Annotated in this window: 18 protein-coding genes; 15 read left to right on the forward strand and 3 right to left on the reverse strand. The window is 70.7% G+C overall.

Features of this window, described 5'->3' with window-relative positions; translation table 11 throughout:
- Positions 1-445: 445 nt before the first annotated feature.
- From bcsB to NP80_RS19755, 9 genes are read left to right on the forward strand one after another with little or no spacing between them, the layout of a single operon-like run.
- A complete protein-coding gene (bcsB, locus tag NP80_RS19715) occupies positions 446-2767 on the forward strand; it encodes a cellulose biosynthesis cyclic di-GMP-binding regulatory protein BcsB (protein ID WP_045594076.1) in 2322 nt (773 codons plus the stop codon).
- 3 nt (positions 2768-2770) lie between these two features.
- Positions 2771-4033, forward strand: a complete 1263-nt coding sequence (bcsZ, locus tag NP80_RS19720) for a cellulose synthase complex periplasmic endoglucanase BcsZ (RefSeq protein ID WP_045594079.1) — start codon at positions 2771-2773, stop codon at positions 4031-4033.
- A complete protein-coding gene (locus NP80_RS19725; RefSeq protein WP_045594082.1) occupies positions 4018-7968 on the forward strand; it encodes a cellulose synthase subunit BcsC-related outer membrane protein in 3951 nt (1316 codons plus the stop codon). The genes bcsZ and NP80_RS19725 overlap by 16 nt, the downstream gene beginning before the upstream one ends.
- Before the next feature lie 8 nt (positions 7969-7976).
- Positions 7977-9974 carry a cellulose biosynthesis protein BcsE gene (gene bcsE, locus NP80_RS19730; RefSeq protein ID WP_045594085.1) on the forward strand — a complete coding sequence of 666 codons (1998 nt, stop codon included), beginning with the start codon at positions 7977-7979 and terminating at the stop codon, positions 9972-9974.
- Entirely contained in the window at positions 9971-10180 is a 210-nt protein-coding gene (locus NP80_RS19735) for a hypothetical protein (RefSeq protein ID WP_006402171.1), read from the forward strand. Before bcsE ends, NP80_RS19735 begins: the two co-directional genes overlap by 4 nt.
- Positions 10177-10956 carry a cellulose biosynthesis protein BcsQ gene (gene bcsQ, locus NP80_RS19740; RefSeq protein WP_045594088.1) on the forward strand — a complete coding sequence of 260 codons (780 nt, stop codon included), beginning with the start codon at positions 10177-10179 and terminating at the stop codon, positions 10954-10956. Before NP80_RS19735 ends, bcsQ begins: the two co-directional genes overlap by 4 nt.
- Positions 10953-13493 carry a UDP-forming cellulose synthase catalytic subunit gene (gene bcsA / locus NP80_RS19745; RefSeq protein ID WP_045594091.1) on the forward strand — a complete coding sequence of 847 codons (2541 nt, stop codon included), beginning with the start codon at positions 10953-10955 and terminating at the stop codon, positions 13491-13493. The genes bcsQ and bcsA overlap by 4 nt, the downstream gene beginning before the upstream one ends.
- A 25-nt stretch (positions 13494-13518) precedes the next feature.
- Positions 13519-15075 (forward strand): cellulose biosynthesis protein BcsG, encoded by a 1557-nt coding sequence (gene bcsG / locus NP80_RS19750; RefSeq protein WP_045594093.1) that lies wholly within the window; start codon positions 13519-13521, stop codon positions 15073-15075.
- Positions 15057-15251, forward strand: coding sequence for a hypothetical protein (locus NP80_RS19755; protein ID WP_006409100.1), 195 nt, complete (start codon positions 15057-15059; stop codon positions 15249-15251). Before bcsG ends, NP80_RS19755 begins: the two co-directional genes overlap by 19 nt.
- Before the next feature lie 159 nt (positions 15252-15410).
- Here the strand turns inward: NP80_RS19755 and NP80_RS19760 are convergent, their stop codons facing one another.
- Entirely contained in the window at positions 15411-16997 is a 1587-nt protein-coding gene (locus NP80_RS19760; RefSeq protein ID WP_006409099.1) for an acid phosphatase, read from the reverse strand.
- A gap of 218 nt (positions 16998-17215) precedes the next feature.
- Between NP80_RS19760 and NP80_RS19765 the strand changes: the two genes are divergently transcribed.
- The 3 genes from NP80_RS19765 (at position 17216) to NP80_RS19775 (ending at position 19574) form a co-directional block, all read left to right on the forward strand.
- Positions 17216-18601 (forward strand): cytochrome-c peroxidase, encoded by a 1386-nt coding sequence (locus NP80_RS19765; protein WP_045594096.1) that lies wholly within the window; start codon positions 17216-17218, stop codon positions 18599-18601.
- A 107-nt stretch (positions 18602-18708) separates the two neighbouring features.
- Positions 18709-19092, forward strand: a complete 384-nt coding sequence (locus tag NP80_RS19770) for a hypothetical protein (protein ID WP_006402156.1) — start codon at positions 18709-18711, stop codon at positions 19090-19092.
- Between the two features lie 11 nt (positions 19093-19103).
- The gene (locus NP80_RS19775; protein ID WP_006402155.1) at positions 19104-19574 is read left to right on the forward strand and encodes an NUDIX hydrolase; all 471 of its coding nucleotides are present in this window, start codon (positions 19104-19106) and stop codon (positions 19572-19574) included.
- Positions 19575-19660: 86 nt separating this feature from the next.
- Here the strand turns inward: NP80_RS19775 and NP80_RS19780 are convergent, their stop codons facing one another.
- Positions 19661-21370, reverse strand: coding sequence for a glutamine--tRNA ligase/YqeY domain fusion protein (locus NP80_RS19780; RefSeq protein ID WP_006402154.1), 1710 nt, complete (start codon positions 21368-21370; stop codon positions 19661-19663).
- Between the two features lie 253 nt (positions 21371-21623).
- Here NP80_RS19780 and NP80_RS19785 point away from each other — a divergent pair, with 253 nt between their 5' ends.
- Positions 21624-21833 (forward strand): glycine zipper 2TM domain-containing protein, encoded by a 210-nt coding sequence (locus tag NP80_RS19785; protein WP_006402153.1) that lies wholly within the window; start codon positions 21624-21626, stop codon positions 21831-21833.
- 155 nt (positions 21834-21988) lie between these two features.
- Positions 21989-22543 (forward strand): RBBP9/YdeN family alpha/beta hydrolase, encoded by a 555-nt coding sequence (locus NP80_RS19790; protein ID WP_006405004.1) that lies wholly within the window; start codon positions 21989-21991, stop codon positions 22541-22543.
- A gap of 102 nt (positions 22544-22645) precedes the next feature.
- Here NP80_RS19790 and NP80_RS19795 read toward each other — a convergent pair whose 3' ends face one another.
- Positions 22646-23866 carry a CaiB/BaiF CoA transferase family protein gene (locus NP80_RS19795; protein WP_006402150.1) on the reverse strand — a complete coding sequence of 407 codons (1221 nt, stop codon included), beginning with the start codon at positions 23864-23866 and terminating at the stop codon, positions 22646-22648.
- Positions 23867-24102: 236 nt separating this feature from the next.
- Between NP80_RS19795 and alaS the strand changes: the two genes are divergently transcribed.
- On the forward strand, positions 24103-26727 hold the full coding sequence (gene alaS, locus NP80_RS19800) for an alanine--tRNA ligase (RefSeq protein ID WP_006402148.1): 2625 nt from the start codon (positions 24103-24105) through the stop codon (positions 26725-26727).
- Positions 26728-26846: the final 119 nt, after the last annotated feature.

Below are 26846 nucleotides of genomic sequence, written 5' to 3' on the forward strand. Positions count from 1 at the left end.
AGCATACGCGCCGCCCACGCGGCAGCGCGCACCGGACGACGGTCCGCAACGGACCGCAGCCGGCATGCCGACCCGGCGGGCATCGCCCGACCGCGCCGGCAGCATCATGTTCGTCCCGATCGGCAACCGCGGTGCAATCGTTGCCATTCTTTCTTCGCATACGGTATTTCTGACCGAATCGAGCGTTTTCTCGCTTCGTTGTCCGGAACCCGGCAGCGTTTTGTCCTACTTTTGAGATAACGTGACGAACAGGTGCGCGACGCCGCGACGCGCGCGCCGTACGACGAGCCGGCGGCTAAAGAATCGCCGCGCCGTTTCGATAAATGAATCAAGGCCATTGATGAGGGGAAGCAGACGGGATGTGCACGCACAGGCATAGCCGCTTTGCGCGCGCCGGATTCGGCGCGATCGAGGATTGGACGTCCCGGACCGAACGGAGCGGCGCATGACGCCGGCCGTGTCGCGGTTCGTCCTGCTGGCCGCGGCGGCCGGCGCATTCCATGCGGCTGCGCTGGCCGCCGCGACGGCGCCCGGCGGTCAGGCCGTTTCGTCGGCGGCGCCCGGCGCGGCGTCTTCGACCAGCACGGCAGCGCTGCCGTCATCGGTTGCCGGCGCGCCGGCCGGCGCGCCGTCGGCCGCGCTGCCCGCGACGACCGTGCGTTTGCCGTTCGCGTCGCTCGGCGCATTCGATCCGCTGCGGCTGCGCGGCGCCGACGACGTACGCACGATCAACGCCGGCGTGCGGCTCGACCGTGTCGTGACGGGCGCGCGGCTGCGCCTGACCTATGCGTATTCGCCGTCGCTCGTGTTCCCGATGTCGCACCTGAAGGTGTCGGTCAACGGCGAGGTGATCGCGACCGTCCCGTTCGATGCCGCGCAGGCCGGCCGCACGGTCACGCAGGACATTCCGATCGATCCGCGCTACTTCTCCGATTTCAACCAGATCGGCGTGCGGCTGATCGCGCATTACACGCTCGATCACTGCGAGGATCCGGCCAACTCCGCGCTGTGGGCCGACGTGAGTCCGACGAGCGAACTGATTCTCGACGAGGCGCCGGTGCGTCTGCCGAACGATCTCGCGCTGCTGCCCGCGCCGTTCTTCGACCGCCGCGACAACGCGCTCGTGCGGCTGCCGTTCGTGCTGCCCGCGTCGGCCGATTCGGCGACGCTGCGCAGCGCGGGCGTGCTCGCGTCGTGGTTCGGCGCGCTGGCCGACTATCGGCATGCGCGCTTTCCGGTGTCGGCGACGCTGCCTTCCGACGATCAGGCGGTCGTAATCGGCACGGCCGCGACGCTGCCGGCCAGCCTCGCGCTGCCGTCGGTGAACGGCCCGCTGCTCGCGGTCGCCGACAACCCGGCCGCGCCGGGCCGCAAGCTGCTCGTCGTCACGGGCCGCACGGCCGCCGAAGTCGACGACGCGGTCGCGACGCTCGTGCTCGGCCGCGCGGCGCTGTCGGGGCCGGCGGCGACGGTCGCGCACGTCGATCCGGGTGCGCCGCGCAAGCCGTACGATGCGCCGCGCTGGCTGCCGGTCAACCGGCCGATCGCGTTCCGCGAGCTCGTGTCGGATCCGCGCGCACTCGAGGTGCGCGGCACCGCGCCGGACGCGATCCGGCTGAACCTGCGCGTGCCCGCCGATCTGCATTCGTGGAACGGTAGCGGCGTACCGATCACGCTGCGCTATCGCTATACGGCGCCGACCGTGCAGGACAATTCGACGCTCGCGGTCGAGATCAACGACCAGCTCGTGAAGTCGTACCGGCTCGCGCCCGCGCGCGCCGAAGATGCGCGCGGCCGCCTGCAGCTGCCGCTGCTGTCGGTGCCGGACGGGCGCGTGACGAGCGACGTCGACATCCCGGCGTTCCGCGTCGGTAGCGGCAACCAGCTGCAGTTGCGCTTCACGCTCGATTCGCAGAAGACGGGCCTATGCTCGAGCACCGCCAGCGAGCCGCAGCGCGCGGCGATCGATCCCGATTCGACGATCGACTTCTCGCATTTCGTTCACTACGCGCAGTTGCCGAACCTCGCGTACTTCGCGAACAGCGGCTTTCCGTTCACGCGTTTCGCCGACCTGTCGCAGACGGCCGTCGTGCTGCCGGATCGCCCGACCGCGCAGGATCTCGAAGCGTATTTGACGATGCTCGGCCACATGGGCGAATGGACCGGCTTTCCGGCGCTGCGCGTGCAGGTGGCGCGCGCGGCCGACGTCGCCGCGCTCGGCGGCAGCAAGGATCTGCTCGTGATCGACGGCGCATCGTCGTCGCCGTTGCTCGCGCATTGGCGCGCCGCGTTGCCGGTCGCGATCGGCGGCCCGCGCGGCGCGGGCGCGACGCGCGTCGCGTTTTCCGTCGACGAGCGCTGGCGCAACGGCGTCGGCCGGCCGGACGGCGGCGCGCACATCGAGCAGAGCGGGCCGCTCGCGACGCTCGCCGGTTTCGAGCTGCCGGGCAGTCACGGCCGCAGCGTGGTTGCGCTGACCGCGACCGAGCCGGGCCGCCTCGGCGAGCTGCTCGACGTGTTCGAGAAGCCGGGCCTCGTCGCGCAGGTGCAGGGCGACGTCGCGCTGGTGCGGGCGGGCGCCGTCGACAGCCTGCGCGTCGGCGAGCCGTACGTCGTCGGCTTCGTGCCGTGGTACGCGCGTGTGTGGACGCATGCGGCGCGGCACCCGGTCGTGCTCGGCGCGGTCGGCGTGGTCGCCGGGCTGCTGCTCGCGCTCGGTGCGTTCAGCGTGCTGCAGCGGATCGCCGCGCGTCGACGGGGGATGTAACGGATGGTGCGGGCAATCGGAATGCGGCGCGCGGCATCGGCGCGCCGGCTCGGCGCGACGTTCGTGCTGGCCGTCGCGGCGGCGTGTGCGGCAGGCGGCACGGTCGCGCGCGCGGCGGCTGCGCCGCGTACGGCGAGCGGTGCGGCAGGCGGCGCAGGCGCGGCAAGCGCGACGGACGCCGCCGACGCGCGCTGCGGCGCGGACTGGCCGCGCTGGGACGCGTTCAAGCGCGGGTTCGTGTCGGCCGACGGGCGCGTGATCGACGTCGGTTCGGCCGATTCGCGCACGGTATCGGAGGGGCAGGCGTATGGACTGTTCTTCGCGCTCGTCGCGAACGACCGGCGCACGTTCGACACGATCCTCGCATGGACCGAGAACAACCTCGCGCAGGGCGACCTGAGCGCGCGGCTGCCGGCGTGGCTGTGGGGCCGCGCGCCGGACGGCACGTGGCGCGTGCTCGACGCGAACGCGGCCTCCGATGCCGATCTGTGGATCGCGTACGCGCTCGTCGAAGCGGGGCGGCTCTGGCACGAGCGCAGCTATACCGCGCGCGGCATGCTGCTCGCGAAACGCGTGCTCGACGACGAGACGGCGAACGTGCCGGGCCTCGGGCTCACGCTGCTGCCCGGGCCGACTGGCTTCGCGCTTGCGCGCGACCGATGGCGCGTGAATCCGAGCTATTCGCCGCCGCAGGTGATTCGCGCGCTCGCCGCACGGTTGCCCGACGATCGCCGCTGGGCTGCGCTTGCGGCCAGCACCGGCCGCGTGTTGCTCGATACCGCACCGAAGGGCTTTGCGCCGGACTGGGCGCTGTACCGCGCGGGCGCGGGCTTCGGTCCCGATCCGCAGACGCAGGCGGAAAGCGCGTACAACGCGATTCGCGTCTATCTGTGGGCCGGCATGCTCGATCGCGCCGATCCGCTCGCCGCGCCGCTGCTCGCGCGCTTCGCACCATTCGCCGACTACATCGCCGCGCATGGCGCGCCGCCCGAGAAAGTCGACACGACGACCGGCGTTGCCGGGCCGAACGACGGCAACGGCGGCTTCTCCGCGGCCGCGGTGCCGTTTCTCGACGCACGCGGCCAGCACGCGCTGGCCGATGCGCAGGCGGCGCGCGTCGATGCGCTCGCGCGCGAGTCGGCGCCCGGCTATTACACGAGCGTGCTGACGCTGTTCGGCCTCGGCTGGCGCGAGGGGCGCTACCGGTTCGGCGCGGACGGCTCACTCGACGTGCGCTGGGGAGAGCGTTCGTGCGTCGCCCGCTGATTCGCGTCGTCGCGGGCGTCACGGCGCTCGCGGCGTCGATCGGAGCATCGGCGCTTGCCCCGTCGGCGCCTGCCGCATCGGCGCCCGCTGCAACGCCACCCGCGGCCGCGGCGCGACCCGCGAGCCCGAAAGCCGCGCGCGCGGCGCCCGCATCGGCCGACGCGGTCGATGCGCGCCGGCTGCTCGCGACTGCGCGGATGTGGGGCGTCAAGCATCGCGACGATCTCGCGCGCGACGCGCTGAACAAGGGGCTGCTGATCGCGCCCGACGATCCCGAGTTGCTCGCCGAACAGATGCGCGTGCTGCTGCGGCTCGGCGACGCGCAACGCGCGCAGGCCGCGCTCGCCCGGCTGCAGGCGCGCGCACCCGATGCGCCCGATACGCGGCGCGCGGCCGACGAATTGCGCGTCGCGACGAGCGGCCGCGGCGAGATGGCGCAGATCCGGCTGCTCGCGCGTAGCGGCCGGACCGACGAAGCGGCCCGACGGATCGTCGCGCTGTTTCCGAACGGTGCACCGTCCGGTGCGCTCGGCGCGGAGTACTACCAGATCGTCGCGAACGCGCCGGGCGGCCGTGCGCCGGCGATCGCCGCGCTGCGCCGCGCGCTCGCGGCCGATCCGCATGACACCGATGCGGCGCTCGCGCTCGCGCGGCTGCTGAACCAGCGCGACGACACGCGCGCCGAAGCCAACCGCATCGCGTGGTCGCTCGCGACGCGCACCGACGCCGACCATACCGATGCGATGACGCTGTGGCGGCACGTGCTGCAATCGGCCGGCGCCGATCCCGCCTATCTCGACGCGCTGCATGCCTATCTCGCGCTCGTGCCGGACGATACCGAGTTCCGCGATCGCGCGGCCGCGCTCGACCGGCAACGCGACGCGCGGCGGCGGCTCGAACGCGATCCCGACTACATCGCGCAGCAGCGCGGCTTGCAGGCGCTCGCGCGCGGCGATCTCGCGGCGGCCGAGCCGCTGCTGACGCGCGCGGTGCGTGCGCGTGCCGACGATGCGGACGCGGTCGGCGGCCTCGGGCTGCTGCGGCTGCGCGAAGGGCGGCACGACGAAGCGCGCGCGCTGTTCACACGCGCCGCATCGCTCGCGACCGATCAGCGCGGCAAGTGGCAGAGCCTCGCGCGCACCGCGCAATTCTGGGGGCTGCTCGCGCAAGGCCGCGCGGCGGCGTCGGCCGGTCGCGCGGCGCAAGCCGAGCGTGCGGCGCGCGCCGCGCTCGCGATGCAGCCGGACAGCGCGGATGCGAAGCTGCAACTTGCCGATGCGCTGCTGGCCCAGCGCGACTGGGCGCGCGCGGAGCCGCTGCTGCGCGAACTGCTGGCCGCGCCTGCGCCGCGCATCGCGGCCGTGCGCGACACCGCGACGCTCTACGAAAACACCGGCCGCGCGGAGCGCGTCGGGCCGCTGCTCGATGCGCTGCAAGGCCGCGTGACGGGCGGCGACGATCGGCGCGCGCTCGACGGCCTGCGGGCGGACCTGCTGGCCAGCCAGGCGAGCGCGCTCGCGGCGCGCGGCGAACGCGGGCCGGCCGCGCAACGCTACGAAGCGGCCGTGCGCGCGGCGCCCGACGCGGCCTGGACGCGCTTCGCGCTCGCGCGCCTGTATCGCGACATGGGACTGCCGCAGCTTGGCCGCACGGTGATGGACGAAGGGCTCGCGTATCGCGATACGGCCGAGATGCGCTACGCGAGCGCGCTGTACCGCCATTCGCTCGACGATGTCGACGGCGCGCAGGCCGTGCTCGCCGGCATCGACGAGGCGCAGCGCTCGGACGGCATGCGCGCGCTCGCGCGCAAGCTCGACGCGGAACGCGCGCTGGCCGATGCACGCGACGCGCTCGCGCGCGGCGACCGCACGGCGTTCGCCGCGTCGCTCGAGCGTGCGCAACGGCAGGCACCGGACGATCCCGACCTGCTTGCCGCGATCGGCGCGCAGTGGATCGATGCGGGCGAGACCGAGCGCGGCCTCGCGCCGCTGCACGACTGGATCGCCGCGCATCCGGCCGACGCCGATGCCGACGTGCGGCTGCGCTACGGCGATCTGCTCGGCAGCGCGCGGCGCGACGATGCGCTCGTCGCGTGGCTCGATGCGCTGCGCCGCGACCCGGCGCTGACGCCCGCCCAGACCGCGCGGCTCGAGGATCAGGCGCTGCGCGTCGTGCTGCGGCAGACCGACGATGCGATCGCGCAGCACGACGATGCGCGCGCCCGCGCGCTGCTCGCGCGCGTGAGTGCGGCCGGCCGCGCCGACAAGCGCTACGCGCTCGAACTCGCCGACGTCGAACGCGCGCAGGGCCGCTACGATGCCGCGCGCGACGCGCTTGCGCCGCTCGTCGCGCGCCTGCCGGACGATCCCGACACGCAGCTCGCGCTCGCGCGGATCGACGAGGAGAGCGGCCGTCGCGCGGCCGCGCTGGCACGCGTCGAAGCGGTGCTCGCGCGCACGCCGGACGACGACGTCGACACGCGGCTCGCCGTCGTGCGGCGGCTGAACGCGCTCGGCCGCTCGGATGCCGCGGTGCAGGTGACCGACCGGCTGCAGGCCGCGTATCCGGCGCGCGCGGACGTGACGGTCGCGGCCGGCCGCGTCGCCGAGGGACAGCGCCGCTACGACGACGCGGCGTCGCTGTACCGGCTGTCGATGTCGCAGGAGCGCGCGAGCGGCGTACGCGCAGGCCGCGACGGGCTGACGCCCGCGCAGGCCGCGTTCGCCGATCTCGAGCAGCGGCGCGATCCGGAGATCGAGATCGGCTGGCTGCCGGCCTACAAATCCGGCGACGAAGGCATTTCCGCGTATCGCGCGCAGCAGGTGCCGATCTATATGCAGGTGCCCGTGCGCTACGACGGCCACGCGTTCCTGCAGCTCGACACCGTGCATCTCGATGCGGGCACGCTCGACACAAGCAACGCGGACGCCTACACGCTGAAAACGTTCGGCACGTATGCGGCGCTCAACGCGCTGAACGGCCTGCCGCCGCCGTTTGCGCCGGCGGCGTCGGCCGGCGCGCTGATCGCACATCCACCGGGCGCGCTGCACCAGTCGACGACGGGCGTCGCGCTCGGCGCGGGCTACCGGTCCGACGCGTGGCGCGTCGATCTCGGCACGTCGCCGCTCGGCTTTCCCGTGCACTACCTGGTCGGCGGCGTGCGCTACCGTTTCGACGCGGGGCCCGCGAGCGTCAGCGTGAACGCGTCGCGGCGGCCGGAAACGAGCAGCGTGCTGTCGTATGCCGGCATGCGCGACCCGTGGACGGGCGCGGTGTGGGGCGGCGTGCGCCGCGACGGCGTGAATCTGCGCGCGTCGGTCGACGTCGGCCGCGCGAACCTGTTCGCCGAACTCGGCGCCGGCGTGCTGTCGGGCCGCAACGTCGAGCGCAATGCTGAGGTCACGCTGCGCACGGGCTTCATGGCGCCCGTCTACGAACGCGCGACGATGAAGGTCGCCACCGGGCTCGTCGGCAACGCGTGGCACTACGCGCAGAACCTGCGGTACTACACGTACGGGCAGGGCGGCTACTACAGTCCGCAGCGCTATCTGTCGCTCGGCGTACCGATCGAATGGGCCGGGCGGCGCGATGCGCTGTCGTGGGATCTGACCGTCACGGCCGGGATGTCGAACAGCTACGAGAAGGATTCGCTGTTCTATCCGACCTTCGCGGACCGGCGCGCCGAGCAGCAGGCGGCCGGCCTTGTCTACACGGGCAGCTCGACGCGCGGCGTGTCGTTCTCGTACGGCGTGAACGGCATCGCGGAATACCGCGTGAACGCGCATCTGAGCGTGGGCGCGCAACTGCATGTCGACCGGTCGCACGACTACGCGCCGAGTTCGGCGCTTGTCTATCTGCGCTATGCGTTCGACGCGCGCGCCGAGCGCAGCTGGCTCGTCACGCCGACGCCCGTGCGGCTCTACTCGGACTATTAGGGGAACGCGTGAATACCGATTTCAACGCTACACGCCCCGCGCTCGGCACAGCGATCGTCGAGCGGCTGCGTACGCTCTGGCGCAGCGCAGCGGCCGGCGCTCGCGCCGGCGCGCCGGGCCGGCTCGCGATCGACGGCCTGCCCGATACGTGGACGCAGCTCGAAGCGGGCGGCCTCTATGCGCTCTACGCGGCCGCGCAGACGCCCGCCTGCGACGCGCTCGTATGGGAAAGCGCGCGCCATGCGCGCACGCGCGACGTGACCGTCGTGCTCGCGCGCGATCCGGCGCACGTCGCGGCGCAGATGGAGACGCGCGGCTTCGCGGGCGGCGCGCAGCCGGCCGGCTGGCCGCGCAATCTCAACGTGCTGGCGATGCCGCCGCAGGCGCGCGACGCCGTGCAGAACGCGCAGGCCCCAGACGCCGACGCCGACGCGCATCGCGACGCACCGCGCGCTGTCGCGCCGCGGCCGTTCGCGCGGCTCGCGGGCGCGCTGCGCGCGCTGAAGCGCTACGGCTTCCGCGCGCGGTCGCTGTATGTCGTCGAAGGCGCGCAGCGCTGGTTCAGCTGGGACGATCCGGCCGCGCTCGCGGACGAAGCGCGCGCACTCGCAGACTGGTGCCGCGCGCACCGGATCGCGCTCGTGCTGCTGCTCGATCCGGATGCCGCCGACGACGCGCGTACCGACGATCGCCCGTTCGTGCGCGACACCGATCGCACGTCGCGCAGCGGCTTGCACAGCGTATGCGCGGGCGTCGCGCAGTTGCAGCGCACGCACGGCGAACTGCTGTGGCTCGTCGAATTCTGGCGCGCGGGCGGCACGCTCGCGGCCGGCGAGGTGCGTCCGCTGCGCTTCGCGGCGAACGGCCGGCTGTCGGCGATCGTCGATGCGGGTGCGGCCGAACCGGCGCGCCGCACGCGGCTCGCGATCGACGAGGATCGCGTCGTCGTCAGCCGCGCGGTGATCGACGGCGTCGCGCACGTGCCGGCCGGCTGGGAGATCGTCGACGACAATGCGGCCGTCGTCGCCGCGTGCGCGCAGGCGCAGGCCGCGACGGCCGTGCTCGCGTTTCGCACCAACGCGCAGCTCGAGTCGCTGTGCGCTCAGGTGCATACGCTGCGCCGACGCAGCGGCGGCGCGCTGAAGATCGCGGTCGTCGAGCGCGGCGAGGTGCTGCGTCAGCAGTTCGAAACGCTCGTGCTGAGCGTCGGCGCTAACCGCGTGGTCGGCCGCGACGTGCCGCTCTCGCGCGTGCAGGCCGCCGTGCAGGCGCTGCGCGGGCAACTGTTCGCGCGTCCGGTGCCGGCCGACTATCGTGCGGCGCTCGCGGCCGCGCTCGGCGAGCCGGTGCTCGGCTATCTGCCGGTCGGCACGTTCTGCGCGCGGATTGCCGCCGTGCTCGAGCGCGGCGCGGTGCTCGCGCTGCCACATACGCTCGCGAAGCTGACGCTGCTGCCCGCGGTATCGCACGTCGACGCGCTGCGGCATTGTCGGCCGCGCCGCACCGGCGACGTCGTGACGGCCGACGCCGCGCACCTGTACGTGTTTCTGTTCGCGTGCGAACCGACCGATGCCGACGACGCGCTCGCGCGCATCTTCGACGTGCCCGTCGATACGCTGTCCGACCGCGTCCTCTGTCTCGGGCAAGGCAGCATCGAGACCGAACTGCATGCGCTGAAGGCCGAGCAGCGGCGCGCGCCGGTGGCCGACTACAGCGACCTGTTCGCGTCGCCGGAACCGAACGGCGGAGGGGAGGCGGCCCGTGCGATCGATGCGGTCGCTGCAGACTATGCAAACGATGCAGACGATGCCGGCGCCGCAGTCGAGGCGGCCGGCCCACGGCACGAGGACGCATCGCCCGCCCGCACGATGTCGCCCGCATCGTCCGCCGATGCGGCCGCCGCGCAGACCGTCGCCGCCGACACCGCACATCCCGTATTTCCCGCCGCGCACGCGCGCGGCGCTACGCGCAGCGCGATGCCGCTGCGCAAGCCGGAGGGCGCATGATCGCCGAACTCGTGATCGGATTTCTCGTCGGCATCGCGATCGCGGTGCCCGTCTGGATCGTCGCGCAGCATCTGGGCGTCGGCCGCGGTTTTCAGGCGCCGCGCGGGCTCGGCCGGCGCGATGCGGTGCCGTGCACGCTGGTGCCGGTCGCGCTGCGCGGGCGGCTGCTGCCCGAAGCGGCGCGCGCCGACGAGGGCACGCGATGAAGACGATCGCCATCACGTCGACGGCAGGCGGCGCCGGCCGCACGACACTCGCGGCCGCGCTCGCCGTGCTGCTCGCGCGTCGCAGGCGGCCCGTCGTCGCGGTCGAGTTCGATCCGCAGAACCTGATGGGCGCGCTGCTCGGCCTCGACACGCTCGCCGACGCGGGCCTCGCGCAAAGCCTGCTCGGCGGCGCCGAGCCCTGGCATGCGCACACCTGGCGCAATGCGGACGGCGTGCTGTTCGTGCCGTACGGGCCGGTCGACGCGGCGGGCGCCGCCGCCTGCGACGCGCGGCTCGCGGCCGATCGCGCCTGGCTTGCACGCGCACTCGACGAGATCGCGCTGCCGCCCGACGGCGTCGTGCTGATCGACACCGCGCGCCAGCCGTCGCAGCAGGCCGAGCAGGCGCTGCGCTGCGCGGACCTGACGCTCGTCGTCGTGCCGCCGGAGCCCGCCGCATGCGCGACGCTCGCCGCGCGGCTCGACGCGCTGCGCGCGGGCGGCCGCGCATGGCAGATCGTCGTGAACCGCCTGAACCCCGCGCGCGACATGCAGCGCGACGCGCTCGCGATGCTGCGCGCGGCGGCGGGCCCGACCGCGCTGATCGAACAGCGCATCCATGCGGATGCCGCGGTGCCCGAAGCGTTCGCGCGCGGCGGCTGGATCTTCGACGACGCGCCGTATTCGCAGGCGTCGCACGACCTGCACGGCGTCGCCAACTGGGTCGACGCGTGGCTGACGGCGGCCGTCGCCGGGCGTGCGGGAGCGCCGCAATGAAGGCCGCGCTGGTCGCACGACTGCGCGCCGCGCGCCGCGGCACGACGGCGTGGATCGCACGCGGCCTCGGGCTGCCCGCGCAACGCACGCTGCTCGACTGGCTCGTGCGGCTGTTCTTCCATGCGCCGCCGCCCGGCCGCCCGGACGTCGTGCGCCGCGGCGTGCGCGCCGTGTTCCTGCGGCTCGCGCGCGAGTGGGGCGTGCTGCAGCCGCTCAGTCCGCGCGAATGGCTGTGGCGTGCCTGCGTGCGCGCGCCGCGTGCCGTCGATGTCGAGCGCCCGGCGCGCGACCCGCTCGCGTGGTTCGACAGCTACGTGGTGCCCGTCTACGTCGCCGCGCGCGCGCTGATGCGGCGCATCGACGCGGCGCTCGCGCGGCTGCCGTGGACGCGCTGGGGCGGCTGGCTCGATGCGCGCGCGAACGGCGTCGGCCGGCGTCGCTGGCTTGCGCCGCTGCTGCTGCTCGCCGGCGCGCTGCTGTGGGCGGCCGCCGGGATGTCGCCGCTGATGCCGAGCGCGCAGTTCGCGTTCTTCGCGATCGTCGCGCTGCTCGCGCTTGCGCTGCGCCGCGTCCCGGGCCATCTGCCGACGCTCGCGCTCGCGTCGCTCGCGCTGCTCGCGGCGGTGCGCTACGTCTGGTGGCGCACGACGCAGACGCTCGATTTCCGCGGCCCTGCCGAGGCGATCGCCGGCTATCTGCTGTACGGCGCCGAAGCGTATACGTGGATGATCCTGTTGCTCGGCTTCGTGCAGACGGCCTGGCCGCTCGACCGGCCGATCGTGCCGCTGCCGGCCGATCCCGACACGTGGCCGAGCGTCGACATCTATATCCCGACCTACAACGAGCCGCTGTCGGTCGTGAAGCCGACCGTGTTCGCCGCGCAAAGCATCGACTGGCCGACGGACAAGCTGCGCGTCTATCTGCTCGACGACGGCCGCCGCCCCGAGTTCGCGGCGTTCGCGCGCGACGCCGGCATCGGCTATCTGACGCGCGACGACAATCGCCACGCGAAGGCCGGCAACATCAACCGCGCGCTGCCGAAGACGCACGGCGAGTACATCGCGATCTTCGACTGCGATCACGTGCCGACGCGCTCGTTCCTGCAGACGACGATGGGCGAGTTCCTGCGCGATCCGAAGTGCGCGCTCGTACAGACGCCGCATCATTTCTTCTCGCCCGATCCGTTCGAGCGCAACCTCGGCACGTTCCGCGAAGTACCCAACGAGGGCAACCTGTTCTACGGGCTCGTGCAGTCGGGCAACGATCTCTGGAACGCGGCGTTCTTCTGCGGCTCGTGCGCGGTGCTCAAGCGCAGCGCGCTCGAGGAAGTGGGCGGCGTCGCGGTCGAAACCGTGACCGAGGATGCGCATACCGCGCTGAAGCTGCATCGCCGCGGCTACACGTCCGCGTATCTGCCGACCGTGCAGGCGGCCGGCCTCGCGACCGAGAGCCTGGCCGGCCACGTGAAGCAGCGTACGCGCTGGGCGCGCGGGATGGCGCAGATCTTCCGGATCGACAATCCGTTCCTCGGGCGCGGGCTCGGTTTCGTGCAACGGATCTGCTACGGCAACGCGATGCTGCATTTCTTCTACGGCATTCCGCGGCTCGTGTTCCTGACGATTCCGTTCGCCTACCTGTTCTTTCATCTGTACTTCATCAACGCGTCCGCGCTCGCGCTCGCGAGCTACGTGATCCCGTATCTGGTGCTCGCGAACGTCGCGAACTCGCGGATGCAGGGACGCTTTCGCCATTCGTTCTGGGCGGAAGTCTACGAATCGGTGCTTGCGTGGTATATCGCGCTGCCGACGACCGTCGCGTTCCTGAGCCCCAAGCACGGCAAGTTCAACGTGACCGACAAGGGCGGGCGAATCGACGAAGGCTACGTCGACTGGTCGACGTCGAAGCCCTATCTCGTGCTGCTCGCGCTCAACGCGCTCGCGATCGTGGCCGGGCTGTGGCGGCTCGTCGCCGAGCAGGGCGACGAGGCGACGACGATCCTGATCACGCTCGGCTGGACCGTGTACAACCTCGCGATGCTCGGCGCCGCGCTCGCCGTCGCGCGCGAGACGAAGCAGGTGCGCGTCACGCATCGGATCGCGATGCGCGTGCCGGCCACGCTGCTGCTCGCGGACGGCACGACCGCCGCATGCTTCACGAGCGACTACTCGACGGGCGGCCTCGGGCTCGACGCGGTGCCTGGCCTGCCGCTCGCCGTCGGCGACCGGCTGCAGGTGTGCGTGTCGCGCGGCGACCGGTCGTTTCCGTTTCCGGTGCGCGTGAGCCGCGTGACGCCGACGCATGTCGGCGTCAGCTTCGATGCGCTGACGCTCGAGCAGGAGCGGCTGCTGATCCAGTGCACGTTCGGCCGCGCCGATGCGTGGCTCGACTGGCACGACGGCGCGCCGGCCGATACGCCGCTGCGCGGACTGAAGGAAGTGCTGCGCGTCGGCCTCGACGGCTACGTGCGGCTGTGGAAGGGGGCCGCGCAGCGGCTGCAGGCGCTGCTCGCGCCGAAGCTCGAGCGCGCGCGCGACTGATGCCGCGCATCACGGAGTGGTATCGATGACGTTCTGGAATCTGTATTTCATCCTGAAGTTCGCGCTGTTTGCGACCGGGCATCTGCAGCCGATGTGGGCCGCGAATCTCGTGTTCGCGCTGGCGCTCGCGGCGAGCGCGCCGCTGCGTTCACGCGTCGCGCGCATCGTGCGGCAGGTCGCGGCCGTCGCGATCGCCGTGCCGCTGCTCGCGCGCGAACTGCATGCGCCGCCGCTCGCACGGCTCGCGGAGGCCGCGCGCGAGGTCGCGACGTTCCGCGCCGACTACTGGCTCGAGATCCTGCCGCGATTGCTGCCGCCGATGCTGCTGCTGACGGTGGCCGGCGCGCTGATCGTCTATTTCGTCGTGAACCGCTGGCTGCGCGTCGCGACGTTCGTGATCGCGGCCCTGATCGCGATGCCGCTGTGGCAGGCGGGCAGCGGCTGGGCGACGCGCGTCGCGCAGGCGACGACGGCGCAGGGCGGCGGCGCGGCGGCGTCGCGCGCGGGCCAGCCCGAGGACTACAACGCGGCACTCGCGACGTTCCGCACGCAGGAGTCGCAGCGGCAGGTCGCGTTCGGCCATCTCGGCAGCGATCCGGCGGCGCAGTTCGACGTGATCGTCGTGCATGTCTGCTCGCTGTCGTGGGACGACCTCGATGCGGCCAAGCTGCGCAATCATCCGATGCTGAGCCGCTTCGACTACCTGTTCACGAATTTCAGCACGGCCGCGAGCTACAGCGGGCCGGCCGCGATCCGCGTGCTGCGCGCAAGCTGCGGACAGGAGGCGCATGCCGATCTGTACAAGCCCGCGCCGCAGCAATGCCATCTGTTCGCGCAGCTCGCGAGCGCCGGCTACACGGTGCAGTCGCTCCTGAACCACGACGGCCACTTCGACAACTTCCTGCAGGTGATTCGCGACAACATCGGCGTGCCGGGCGCGCCGCTCGTGTCGAACGACGCGGCGCCCGTCGCGATGCATGCGTTCGACGGCTCGGCGATCAAGGACGACTACGCGACGCTCGCGAACTGGTATGCGCAGCGCGGCGCGGTTGCGGGCCCCGTCGCGCTGTACTACAACACGATCAGCCTGCATGACGGCAACCGCGTGGTCGGCAGCGCGCTGACGAGCATCGACTCGTATCCGCAACGCGCGGCGAAGCTGATGAGCGACGTCGACCGGCTCGCCGATCTGATCGCGCAATCGGGCCGGCGCGCGGTGATCGTGTTCGTGCCCGAGCATGGCGCCGCGCTGCGCGGCGACCGGAACCAGGTGGCGGGCCTGCGCGAGATTCCGACGCCGCGCATCGTGCACGGGCCGGTCGGCGTGCGGCTCGTCGGCTTTGCCGGCGATCACGGCACGACGACCGTGATCGACCAGCCGACGAGTTTCCTCGCGCTCGCGCAGCTGCTGTCGAACCTGGTATCGAACAGCCCGTTCAAGCCCGGCGTGACGCTCGCGCAATACGCGGCGGATCTGCCGCGCACGCGGATGGTCGGCGAGAACGAGGGCACGGTGACGATGCAGACGGCCGCGGGCTACGCGGTCAAGACTCCGGACGGCGTATGGATCGACGAACAGTAAACCGCGGCGACATCGACGACGATCGCCTGTCGCAACCGAACGACGTGCTCGGCTTCGCGCGTCACGTGGCCGCCTTCGATCCCGAACGCTATGTAGACGAACAGGCGCGGCGCGCATACGTCGATGCGCTCGCGCGCTGGCCCGTGCTCGCGAAGTTGATGGGGCTCGCGCGCTGAGCGGCGCCATGCCGATCTTCTCGCGCGAACTCGACACGAAGTTCCATTCGGCGAAACGCTCGCCCGGCGGATGTGCGCCGCCGAGCAGCATGAGGCGCGCCGATCTCGCCGCGACGCCGGGCCGGCCGCGCGGCCGCCCGGTGCGCGACGATGCCGCGCTTACAGGTTCGGCGACAACTCGAGCGCGTTCGTCAGATCGCCCATCGCCGGCGCGCCGTTCGCCTTCAGCGCATCGTCGCGCTGCTGCAGGCCCGGCAGGCGCGGCAGCGAGAAGCGGCGCGTGATGAAGCGCAGGATCGACGCGGTGTCGTACTGCGTGTGATCGACGAAACCCTTCTTCGCGTACGGCGACACGATGATGGCCGGAATCCGGGTGCCGGGGCCCCAGCGGTCGCCCTTCGGCGGCGCGACGTGATCCCAGAAGCCGCCGTTCTCGTCGTAGGTGACGACGACGACCATGTTCTTCCACTGCGGGCTCGCCTGCAGATGCGCGATCACGTTCGCGATGTGCTGGTCGCCGCTCGCGACGTCGGTGTAGCCCGCGTGCTCGTTCAGGTTGCCCTGCGGCTTGTAGAACGCGACCTGCGGCAGCGTGCCGGCGTCGATGGCCTGGATGAACGCGCTGCCGTCGGTGCCGCCGTCGAGCAGGTGCTGCGCGCGATTCGCGGTGCCCGGCGCCTGGTTCGCGTAGTAGTTGAACGGCTGGTGGTGCGGCTGGAAGTTCGGCGCCGTCATGTTCGGGCCGTAGATCACGTTCGCGGTGCCGCTCTGCGCGGCCTGCAGCGCCTGCCCCCAGGCACCGCCGTACCAGGCCCACGACACGCCCGCGTTGGTCAGCAGATCGCCGATGTTCTGCTGCGTCTGCGGCGGCAGCGTCGTCGCGGCCGACGGATCGGCGAGGTTCGGATCGCCGCCTGCGGCCGCCTTGTTGCCGCTCGGCTGATACGGCGGCTGCATCGTGTTGACCGCGTAGAAGTCGGGCGTCAGGTTGCCCGAGTTCACGAACTTCGGTGCGCCGGCAAGCGCGGACGCCGGCGAGTTGCTCGCGAGCTGCAGCGACTTGCCGTCCGCGTTGACGGCGGAGATCGAGCCGGCTGCCGGGCTCTTGTCCGCGTTCGCGTAGTACGGCGCGCACGCGCAGATCAGATACTGGTGGTTCAGGAACGAGCCGCCGAATGCGCCCATGAAGAAGTTGTCCGCGAGCGTGTACTGCTGCGCGATCTTCCACAGCGGCAGCTTCGATGCGTCGGCCGTGTAGTGGCCCATCACGAGGCCGCCCGAATCGGCCCACGCGGCGAACATGTCGTTCTTGCCGCCGTTGATCTGCATCTGGTTCTCGTAGAAGCGGTGATACAGGTCACGCGTCGTCACGCTCATCGACGTGTTGAAGCCGTTCGGATCGTCGATCGCGAACGGCGCGTTCGGCAGATTCTCGGTCATCGCTTCGGTCACGGCCGGCGTGACGCCCTTGGCGGTCAGCCCGCCCCAGATCTTCGGCAGCGTCGCGAGCGGCTGGCCGTTGCGGTCCTTCTGCTGCGCGCTGGCGGCCGTCACGTTCTGCAGCCCGTTGGCGCCGGGGAAGTTGCCGTACAGGTTGTCGAAGCTGCGGTTCTCCGCGTAAATGACGACGACGTTCTTCACGGCCGACAGGCCCTGCTGCTGCACGTCGTCGCCGCCGCAGGCGGTGAGGGCGAGCGCCGCGGCAACGGCGATCGGCGTAAAGCGAATCCAGGCGTGGTGGTTCATCCGTTGTACTCTCATCTCTCTTGTCGCGTGGGGACCGGCGTCGATTGCCGGGCGACCCGGCAGGCGGGCGCGGCATGTCCGGCTGCCCGCATTCTGAGGGCGCGATTTGACAGGCTGGTGTAGGCGTCCTTTCGAATGGCTGTCGAAGCTTCGTCATGGAACGGTCATGCGGCTGACATAAACTCCGGCCGCTCCTGAACCGACATTGCGATCCATCGATGAAGCTTCGCCTACCGAGAACCGGCGCGCTCGTGCGCCCGTGGCGGCGCGCGGGCCGCGCGCTTGCGCTGGCCGCCGCGCTCGCCGCCGTTGCGGGCTGCGACGCGCAGCCCGGCGCGGGTGCCGCGCTTGCCCAGCCCGCCGGCGCATCGGGCGCCGCGCAGCGTGCGGCCGCACCGGCGTCGGCCGCCGCCGGCGACGGCGCGCCGCTCGTCGCGACGAACCGCCCGCAGACGCGCGCGCAAGTTTACGAAGGCGTGCGCCGGATGACCGCGCTCGGCAAGCAACTTTTCTTCGACCCTACGCTGTCAGGTTCCGGCAAGCTCGCGTGCGCGTCGTGCCACAGCCCCGAGCATGCGTTCGGGCCGCCGAACGCGCTGTCGGTGCAGCTCGGCGGCGACGACATGCGGCGTGCCGGGTTTCGCGCGGTGCCGTCGCTGAAGTATCTGCAGGGCGTGCCGCCGTTCGCCGAGCACTTCCACGATTCGGACGACGAAGGCGACGAGAGCGTCGATGCCGGCCCGACCGGCGGCCTCACGTGGGACGGCCGCGTCGACACGGGCGCCGCGCAGGCGCGCATTCCGCTCACGTCGCCGTTCGAGATGAACAGTTCGCCCGCGAAGGTCGCGCGCGCGGTGCGCGCGGCGCCATACGCGGACGCGTTTCGCGCCGTGTTCGGCGCGAACGTGCTCGACGACGATCGCGCGACGTTCGACGCCGTGCTGCGCGCACTCGGCACGTTCGAGCAGACGCCATCGCTGTTCGCGCCGTACACGAGCAAGTACGACGCGTACCTCGCGGGCCGCGCGCAGCTCACGCCCGCCGAACTGCACGGACTGCAGCTCTTCAACGACGAGAAGAAGGGCAACTGCGCGAGCTGCCACGTGAGTCAGCGCGCGCTGGACGGCACGCCGCCGCAGTTCAGCGATTTCGGCCTGATCGCGATCGCGGTGCCGCGCAATCGCGCGCTGCCGGTCAATCGCGATCCGCGCTTTTACGACCTCGGCGCATGCGGGCCCGAGCGGACCGACCTGAAGGGCCGCGACGAATTCTGCGGGCTGTTCCGCACGCCGTCGCTGCGCAACGTCGCGCTGCGCAAGACCTTCTTCCACAACGGCGTGTATCACTCGCTCGAGGACGTGATGCATTTCTACGCCGAGCGCGACATCCATCCGGAGAAGTTCTATCCGGTCGTGCACGGCCGCGTGCAGCGCTACGACGATCTGCCGACGCGCTACTGGACGAACATCAACCGCGAGCCGCCGTTCGACCGCAAGCCGGGCGACCGGCCCGCGCTCGACGAGGCCGAGATCAAGGACGTGATCGCGTTTCTGAACACGCTGACCGACGGATATCAACCTGCGGCGACTCAGGCCCGCCGCTAGACGGGCACGCACACGCACGCATGCTATCCTCGGTCGCTGACGCGCGCGGCGCATGCCGGGTCACCGGCCGCGCCGCGCGCGTCGCTCGAACATCCAAGGAGAACAATATGTCGATGCGTGCATCCCTTTTCATCGCGCGTGCGCTGGCCGGCGCAGCGTGTGCGACCGCCATGCTGTCCGCCCATGCGCAAAGCAACCTGGGCTTTCTGAACGACACGCCGATCACATATTTCAGCAAGGCCGACGCCGCCTCGCTGACGAAAGCCGTCGTGCACGCGCGCGACGCCGGCAAGGACGGCGAGACGACGACGTGGCAGAGCAGCGGCGGCCGCACGCAGATCGAAGCGAAGCTGACGCCGGCGACGCTCGACAAGGACGGCAAGCACTGCCGCGAAGTGACGACCGAGATCGCGGCGAAGGGACAGACGATGACGCTCAAGCCCGTCTACTGCCAGACGGCCGCGGGCAAGTGGCAGCTGCAGAAGCGCTGAGCACGCGGGCAATGAGGCGTAGCGGTGCGCCGCGCACGGTGTCGTGCGGCGTCGTGATCCTCGATGCGGCCGGCCGCGTGTTCCTCGCGCATGCGACGGACACGACGCACTGGGACATCCCGAAGGGGCAGGGCGAGCCGGGCGAGTCGCCGCGCGACGCGGCGCTGCGCGAGCTGCGCGAGGAAACCGGGATCGAGATCGCGCCTGAGCGGCTCGTCGATCTCGGCCGCTTCGCCTATCGGCACGACAAGGATCTGCACCTGTTCGCGGTGCGCGTCGCGCCCGACGAGATCGACCTCGCGCGCTGCACCTGCACGTCGCTGTTTCCGAGCCGCCGCGACGGCTCGCCGATTCCCGAGATGGACGCGTATCGGTGGACCGATCCCGCCGACGTCGACGCCTATGCGAGCCGCAGCCTCGCACGGCTGTTCCATACGACGCTGCCGCTCGCGGAACTCCATCGGCGGCTGTCGGACGCATGAGCGGACGCGCGGCCTCCCGTCGCAAAACCGAAGGGCAATAAAAAACCGGCGCGAGCCGGTTTTTTATGTGATGCGCGGGGAGCCCGTCAGGCCGGCTTGCCCCAGCTGTCGCGCAGCCCGACGATGCGGTTGAACACCGGCTTGCCCGGCTTCGAATCGACGCGATCGGCGACAAAGTAGCCGTGCCGTTCGAACTGCAGACGCGTTTCCGGCGCGACGTCGCCGGCGCCCGGCTCGACGAACGCATGCACGATCTTCTTCGAATCGGGATTCAGCGCATCGAGGAAGTTCGCGCCGCCGGCATCCGGATGCGGCTCCTTGAACAGGCGGTCGTAGATCCGCACTTCGGCCGGCTGCGCATGCTTGGCGCTGACCCAGTGGATGTTGCCCTTGACCTTGTAGTTGTTCGCGCCGTCGGTGCCCGACTTGCTGTCCGGGAAGTAGTTGCAGTGCACGGCCGTCACGTTGCCGTCGGCATCCTTGTCGAAGCCCGTGCACTCGACGACGTAGCCGTAGCGCAGCCGCACCTTGTTGCCGGGGAACAGGCGGAAATAGCCCTTCGGCGGCTGCTCGGCGAAGTCCTCGCGCTCGATCCACAGCTCGCGCGAGATCGGGAACGTGCGCACGCCGCGATCCGGATGATGCGGATGCACGGGCGCCGTGCAGGCTTCTTCCTGGCCTTCCGGATAGTTGTCGATGATCAGCTTCAGCGGGTCGAGCACCGCGACCGTGCGCGGCGCCTTGTCGTCGAGATCGTCGCGCAGCGCGCCCTCGAACACGCTCATGTCGATCCACGAGTCGACCTTCGTCACGCCGATCCGCTCGCAGAACAGGTGAATGCTCTCGGGCGTGAAGCCGCGGCGGCGGATGCCGACGATCGTCGGCATGCGCGGATCGTCCCAGCCGTCGACATGGCCTTCGGTGACGAGCTGCAGCAGCTTGCGCTTGCTCGTGATCGCATACGTGAGGTTCAGTCGCGAGAATTCGATCTGCTGCGGCAGCGGGCGCGTGAAGATGCCGGCATCCGCGAGCTCGTTCAGCACCCAGTCGTACAGCGGGCGGTGATCCTCGAACTCGAGCGTGCAGAGCGAATGCGTGATGCCTTCGAGCGCATCGGAGATGCAGTGCGTGTAGTCGTACATCGGATACACGCACCATGCGTCGCCGGTGCGGTAGTGGTGCGCGTAGCGGATCCGGTAGATCACCGGGTCGCGCATGTTCATGTTCGGCGACGCCATGTCGATCTTCGCGCGCAGCACGTGCTCGCCTTCCTTGAACTCGCCGGCCTTCATGCGGCGGAACAGGTCGAGGTTCTCGTCGGGCGTGCGGTCGCGGAACGGCGACGGCTTGCCGGGCTCGGTCAGCGAGCCGCGGTTCGCGCGCATCTCGTCGGCGCTCTGGCTGTCGACGTAGGCCTTGCCGCGCTTGATCAGCAGCTCGGCGAACTCGTACAGCTTGTCGTAGTAGTCGCTCGCGAAATACTGATGATCGACCGCGTCCTTGCGCCAGTCGAAGCCGAGCCAGCGCACCGCATCGACGATCGAGTCGACGTACTCGATGCTTTCCTTTTCCGGGTTCGTGTCGTCGAAACGCAGGTGGCAGACGCCGCCGTAGTCGCGCGCGATGCTGAAATTCAGGCAGATGCTCTTCGCATGACCGATATGGAGATAGCCGTTCGGCTCGGGCGGGAAGCGCGTCTCGACGCGGCCGCCCCATTTGCCGGTGCGGTTGTCGTCGTCGATGATGTTGCGAATGAAGTTGGAAGCCGCGGGGGCGTCGTTGCGTTCGGTGCTCATGCGGTTGGCGTCAGGTTGGGGCGGCGCGTCGCGCCGGTTTAATCCTGCAATTCTACCTGACCGGGGTCGGTCCCGCGCGGCCTGCGGCCCCGTCGCGCCGTGCCGATGTCGCGTGCAGGCAATGTCTCGACTTTGTGTCGGCTGTAACACGACGTAAATCGGATTGCCCGGCCCGTTCGGCTTTTCCTATGATGGCAGCACCGATTCAAATGCCGCCGTGCGCAGCGCGCGCGACGGGAGGACACCAAGAACCATGATGAAGAAGACCACTTTTGTCGTTCGTGCCGCGGTGATCGTCGCGGTCCTGTCGCAACTCGGCGCCTGCGCGATGACGCACACGCAGCGCAACGCCGGCATCGGCGCGGCCGCAGGCGGCGCGCTCGGCTACCTGATCACGGGCGGCCCGCTCGGCACGGTCGCGGGCGCGGCGGCCGGCGGCATCGTCGGCGCGAACGTCCGCTAAGCGGCGCGGCGTCCGCCCCGCGCGGGGCCGGGCGCCGTCCCGTCTCTTTTCGCACACATCGTTCCGGCATTCGCTCGACAGGCAGCATCAGGGAGGAACGGATGTGCGACACTTCGTCGGCTCCTATAACTCATTCATTTGCCGACGATCCTTCGATGAACGATCCCCTCGTTTTCGTCCTGCCGGGCTACGGCGACTCGGGCCCGCTCCATTGGCAAAGCCGTTGGGCGCGCGCGGATGCGCGCTACGTGCGCGTCGCGATGCCCGACTGGGAACGCGCCTTCCGCAACGGCTGGTGTCTCGCGCTCGATCGCGCGGTACGCACGGCGCCGGGCCCCGTGCTGCTCGCCGCGCACAGCCTCGGCACGCTGACCGCCGCCTGGTGGGCGACGCGCTATGCGCGGCCCGACACGCTCGCGAAGGTGCGCGGCGCGCTGCTGGTCGCGCTGCCCGATCCGTCCGGGCCGGCGTTTCCGGCCGACGCGCACGGCTTCGGGCCCGTGCCGCTCGAACGGCTGCCGTTCCCGACGCGCGTGGTCGCGAGCAGCGACGATCCGTACGGCTCGCTCGCGTTCGCGCGCAACTGCGCGCAGGCATGGGGCAGCGTATTCCACGAACTCGGCCCGCGCGGCCACATCAACGCGGACAGCGGGCTCGGCGACTGGCCCGACGCACGCGGCTGGCTCGACGCGCTCGCGCAGCGCGGCTGACGGGCGCCGGCGCGAGCGCCGGGCCCGATGCCGCTTCGGCGGCGCGCCGACGCAGTGGCCGCGCATGCGCTCGGCCCGCCCGAGTGCCGAGCGCCGCGCCGCTCAGATCGCCTGCTTCGCCTTCAGCGCCGCGATCCGCGCATCGTCGTAGCCGAGCATATCGCGCAGCACGTCGTCGGTGTGCGCGCCGAGCAGCGGCGGGGCGGTGCGCGCATCCGGCGGCGTCGCGCTCATCCGCACCGGATTGCGCACGAGCTTCACATCCGCGCCGCACGGATGGGGCAGCGCGACTTCCATGCCGCGCGCGACGACCTGCTCGTTCGCGAACACCTCGGCCAGATCGTTGATCGGCCCGCACGGCACGCCGGCCGCCTCGAGCGCGTCGATCCACGCCGTCTTGCTGCGCGTCTTCACCATCTCCGCGAGGATCGGCACCAGCGTGTCGCGATGGCGCACGCGCGCGGGATTGGTCGCGAAGCGTTCGTCGTCGGCGAGCTCCGGCCGCCCGCCGGCTTCGACGAACTTGCGGAACTGCCCGTCGTTGCCGACCGCGACGATGATCCAGCCGTCGCTCGTCTGGAACGTCTGGTACGGCACGATGTTCGGATGCGCGTTGCCCCAGCGCACGGGCGGCGTGCCGCTCGCGAGGAAGTTCGTGTTCATGTTCGCGAGCAGCGCGACCTGCACGTCGAGCAGCGCCATGTCGATGTACTGGCCAACGCCCGTGCGGTCGCGATGCGCGAGCGCGGCGAGCACCGCGATCGTCGAATAGAGGCCGGTCGCGAGATCGGCGATCGCGACGCCGGCCTTCTGCGGGCCGCCGCCCGGCACGCCGTCGCGCTCGCCCGTGATGCTCATGAAGCCGCCGATTCCCTGCACGATGAAGTCGTAGCCCGCGCGATGCGCGTACGGGCCGGTCTGGCCGAAGCCCGTCACCGAGCAGTAGACGAGATCGGGCTTCACGGCGCGCAGCGATGCATAGTCGAGCCCGTATTTCTTCAACTGGCCGACCTTGTAGTTCTCGAGCACGACGTCGCTCTGCGCCGCCAGCTCGCGCACGATCTGCTGGCCTTCGGGCGTCGCGATGTCGACCGTCACCGAGCGCTTGTTGCGGTTCGCCGCGAGATAGTAGGCGGCCTCGGCGGTGTCGGCGCCGTGCGCGTCCTTCAGGTAGGGCGGCCCCCAGTGGCGCGTGTCGTCGCCGGCGCCCGGGCGCTCGATCTTGATCACGTCGGCGCCGAAGTCGGCGAGCGTCTGCGCGCACCACGGGCCCGCGAGGACGCGGGTCAGGTCCAGCACGCGGATATGGCTCAGGGCACCCATCGTCGATTCGTCTCCTTTCATGGCGTGGCCTTGCGCGGCAAGGCGAATTGGCATGCCGAGCATCTTAAGGCGAATCGGCGCCGCCGGTGGCCCCGTGGGGCCGGCCGGAGCGCCGAGCCGCTTTGCCGGGAATCGCATTCAATCCCGTATAATCGATCGTTTCCGAACCATGCCGCCGCGCGTCCGCAACGGCCGCCGGCGTTTGAAGCCGTCTTAGCAGACTGTCCCCGCACGCCATGAAAGCTGCCGAAATCCGCGAGAAATTTCTCAAATTCTTCGAATCGAAGGGCCACACGATCGTCCGCTCGTCGAGCCTCGTGCCCGGTAACGATCCCACGCTGATGTTCACGAACTCGGGGATGGTCCAGTTCAAGGACGTCTTCCTCGGCACCGACCGGCGTCCGTACACGCGCGCGACGACGGCGCAGCGCAGCGTGCGCGCGGGCGGCAAGCACAACGACCTCGAGAACGTCGGCTACACCGCGCGGCACCATACGTTCTTCGAGATGCTCGGCAACTTCTCGTTCGGCGACTACTTCAAGCACGACGCGATCCGCTTCGCGTGGGAGCTGCTGACCACGGTCTACATGCTGCCGAAGGACAAGCTGTGGGTCACCGTGTACCAGGAAGACGACGAGGCGTACGACATCTGGGCGAAGGAAGTCGGCGTGCCGACCGAGCGCATCATCCGGATCGGCGACAACAAGGGCGCGCGCTACGCGTCCGACAATTTCTGGACGATGGGCGACACGGGCCCGTGCGGCCCGTGCACCGAGATCTTCTACGATCACGGCCCGGAGGTGTGGGGCGGGCCGCCGGGGTCGCCGGAAGAAGACGGCGATCGCTACATCGAAATCTGGAACCTCGTGTTCATGCAGTTCAACCGCGACGCGCAGGGCAACATGACGCGCCTGCCGAAGCCGTGCGTCGATACCGGCATGGGCCTCGAGCGTCTCGCCGCGGTGCTGCAGCACGTGCACAGCAACTATGAAATCGACCTGTTCCAGAACCTGATCAAGGCCGCCGCGCGCGTGACCGAAGTCGGCGATCTGAACAACAACTCGCTGAAGGTGATCGCCGATCACATCCGCGCCTGCGCGTTCCTGATCGTCGACGGCGTGATTCCCGGCAACGAAGGCCGCGGCTACGTGCTGCGCCGCATCGTGCGCCGCGCGATCCGCCACGGCTACAAGCTCGGGCGCAAGGGCGCGTTCTTCCACAAGCTGGTGGCCGATCTCGTCGCCGAAATGGGCGCCGCGTATCCGGAGCTGAAGGAAGCCGAGCAGCGCGTGACCGACGTGCTGCGCCAGGAAGAGGAGCGCTTCTTCGAAACGATCGAGCACGGCATGTCGATCCTCGAATCGGCGCTCGCCGATCTCGAGGCGAAGGGCGGCAAGGTGCTCGACGGCGAACTTGCGTTCAAGCTGCACGACACCTACGGCTTCCCGCTCGATCTGACGGCCGACGTCTGCCGCGAGCGCGGCGTGACGGTCGACGAGCCCGCGTTCGACGACGCGATGGCGCGCCAGCGCGAGCAGGCGCGCGCGGCCGGCAAGTTCAAGGCCGCGCAGGGCCTCGAATACACGGGCGCGAAGACGACGTTCCACGGCTACGAGGAGATTGCGTTCGACGACGCGAAGGTCGTCGCGCTGTACGTCGACGGCTCGGCCGTCACCGAAGTGAAGGCCGGTCAGGATGCGGTCGTCGTGCTCGATCACACGCCGTTCTACGCGGAATCGGGCGGCCAGGTCGGCGACCAGGGCGTGCTCGCGAACGCGTCGACGCGCTTTGCGGTCGCCGACACGCTGAAGGTGCAGGCCGACGTGATCGGCCACCACGGCACGCTCGAGCAGGGCACGCTGAAGGTCGGCGACGTGCTGCGCGCGGAGATCGACGCGCAGCGCCGCGCGCGCACGCAGCGCAACCACTCGGCGACGCACCTGATGCACAAGGCGCTGCGCGAAGTGCTCGGCTCGCACGTGCAGCAGAAGGGCTCGCTCGTCGACGCGGACAAAACGCGTTTCGACTTCGCGCATAACGCGCCGCTGACCGACGACGAAATCCGTCGCGTCGAGCAGATCGTCAACGACGAAATCCTGGCCAACGCGCCGGGCATCGTGCGCGTGATGCCGTACGACGAAGCGGTGAAGGGCGGCGCAATGGCGCTGTTCGGCGAGAAGTACGGCGACGAAGTGCGCGTGCTCGACCTCGGCTTCTCGCGCGAGCTCTGCGGCGGCACGCACGTGAGCCGCACCGGCGACATCGGCCTCTTCAAGATCGTGATGGAAGGCGGCGTCGCGGCCGGCATCCGCCGCGTCGAGGCGATCACCGGCGACAACGCCGTGCGCTACGTGCAGGAACTCGACGCGCGCGTGAACGAAGCGGCAGCCGCGCTGAAGGCGCAGCCCGCGGAGCTCACGCAGCGCATCGCGCAGGTGCAGGATCAGGTCAAGTCGCTGGAGAAGGAGCTCGCGGCGCTGAAGTCGAAGCTCGCGTCGAGCCAGGGCGACGAGCTCGCGCAGCAGGCGGTCGAAGTCGGCGGCGTGCACGTGCTGGCCGCGACGCTCGACGGCGCCGATGCGAAGACGCTGCGCGAGACGGTCGACAAGCTGAAGGACAAGCTGAAGAGCGCGGCGATCGTGCTCGCGGCGGTCGAGGGCGGCAAGGTCAGCCTGATCGCCGGCGTGACGGCCGAGGCGAGCAAGAAGGTCAAGGCCGGCGAGCTCGTGAACTTCGTCGCGCAGCAGGTCGGCGGCAAGGGCGGCGGCCGCCCCGACATGGCACAGGCCGGCGGCACCGAACCGGCGAACCTGCCGGCCGCGCTCGCCGGCGTGAAGGGCTGGGTCGAAGCACGGCTCTGATCGCCCGAGCGCGCGGCCGCGCGGCGCCCGCCGCGGGGCCGCGCTTCGCCGGCGTCACGCAAGCAAACGAAACGCCCCGATCGGCGCAGGCCGGTCGGGGCGTTCTGCATTCCGAGCCC

The sequence above is a fragment of the Burkholderia multivorans ATCC BAA-247 genome, assembly GCF_000959525.1.
In the GTDB taxonomy this organism is placed as follows: Bacteria; Pseudomonadota; Gammaproteobacteria; order Burkholderiales; family Burkholderiaceae; genus Burkholderia; species Burkholderia multivorans.

Bases quoted from the DNA above. Each gene is read 5' to 3' on its own strand.
- alaS (WP_006402148.1), top strand. From the start codon at position 24,103: ATGAAAGCTGCCGAAATCCGCGAGAAATTTCTCAAATTCTTCGAATCG.
- bcsG (WP_045594093.1), top strand. From the start codon at position 13,519: ATGACGTTCTGGAATCTGTATTTCATCCTGAAGTTCGCGCTGTTTGCG.
- NP80_RS19795 (WP_006402150.1), bottom strand. From the start codon at position 23,866: ATGGGTGCCCTGAGCCATATCCGCGTGCTGGACCTGACCCGCGTCCTC.
- bcsA (WP_045594091.1), top strand. From the start codon at position 10,953: ATGAAGGCCGCGCTGGTCGCACGACTGCGCGCCGCGCGCCGCGGCACG.
- bcsZ (WP_045594079.1), top strand. From the start codon at position 2,771: ATGGTGCGGGCAATCGGAATGCGGCGCGCGGCATCGGCGCGCCGGCTC.
- NP80_RS19775 (WP_006402155.1), top strand. From the start codon at position 19,104: ATGAGGCGTAGCGGTGCGCCGCGCACGGTGTCGTGCGGCGTCGTGATC.
- NP80_RS19765 (WP_045594096.1), top strand. From the start codon at position 17,216: ATGAAGCTTCGCCTACCGAGAACCGGCGCGCTCGTGCGCCCGTGGCGG.
- NP80_RS19780 (WP_006402154.1), bottom strand. From the start codon at position 21,370: ATGAGCACCGAACGCAACGACGCCCCCGCGGCTTCCAACTTCATTCGC.
- bcsB (WP_045594076.1), top strand. From the start codon at position 446: ATGACGCCGGCCGTGTCGCGGTTCGTCCTGCTGGCCGCGGCGGCCGGC.
- NP80_RS19790 (WP_006405004.1), top strand. From the start codon at position 21,989: ATGAACGATCCCCTCGTTTTCGTCCTGCCGGGCTACGGCGACTCGGGC.
- bcsQ (WP_045594088.1), top strand. From the start codon at position 10,177: ATGAAGACGATCGCCATCACGTCGACGGCAGGCGGCGCCGGCCGCACG.
- NP80_RS19785 (WP_006402153.1), top strand. From the start codon at position 21,624: ATGATGAAGAAGACCACTTTTGTCGTTCGTGCCGCGGTGATCGTCGCG.
- NP80_RS19735 (WP_006402171.1), top strand. From the start codon at position 9,971: ATGATCGCCGAACTCGTGATCGGATTTCTCGTCGGCATCGCGATCGCG.
- NP80_RS19760 (WP_006409099.1), bottom strand. From the start codon at position 16,997: ATGAACCACCACGCCTGGATTCGCTTTACGCCGATCGCCGTTGCCGCG.
- NP80_RS19770 (WP_006402156.1), top strand. From the start codon at position 18,709: ATGTCGATGCGTGCATCCCTTTTCATCGCGCGTGCGCTGGCCGGCGCA.
- NP80_RS19755 (WP_006409100.1), top strand. From the start codon at position 15,057: ATGGATCGACGAACAGTAAACCGCGGCGACATCGACGACGATCGCCTG.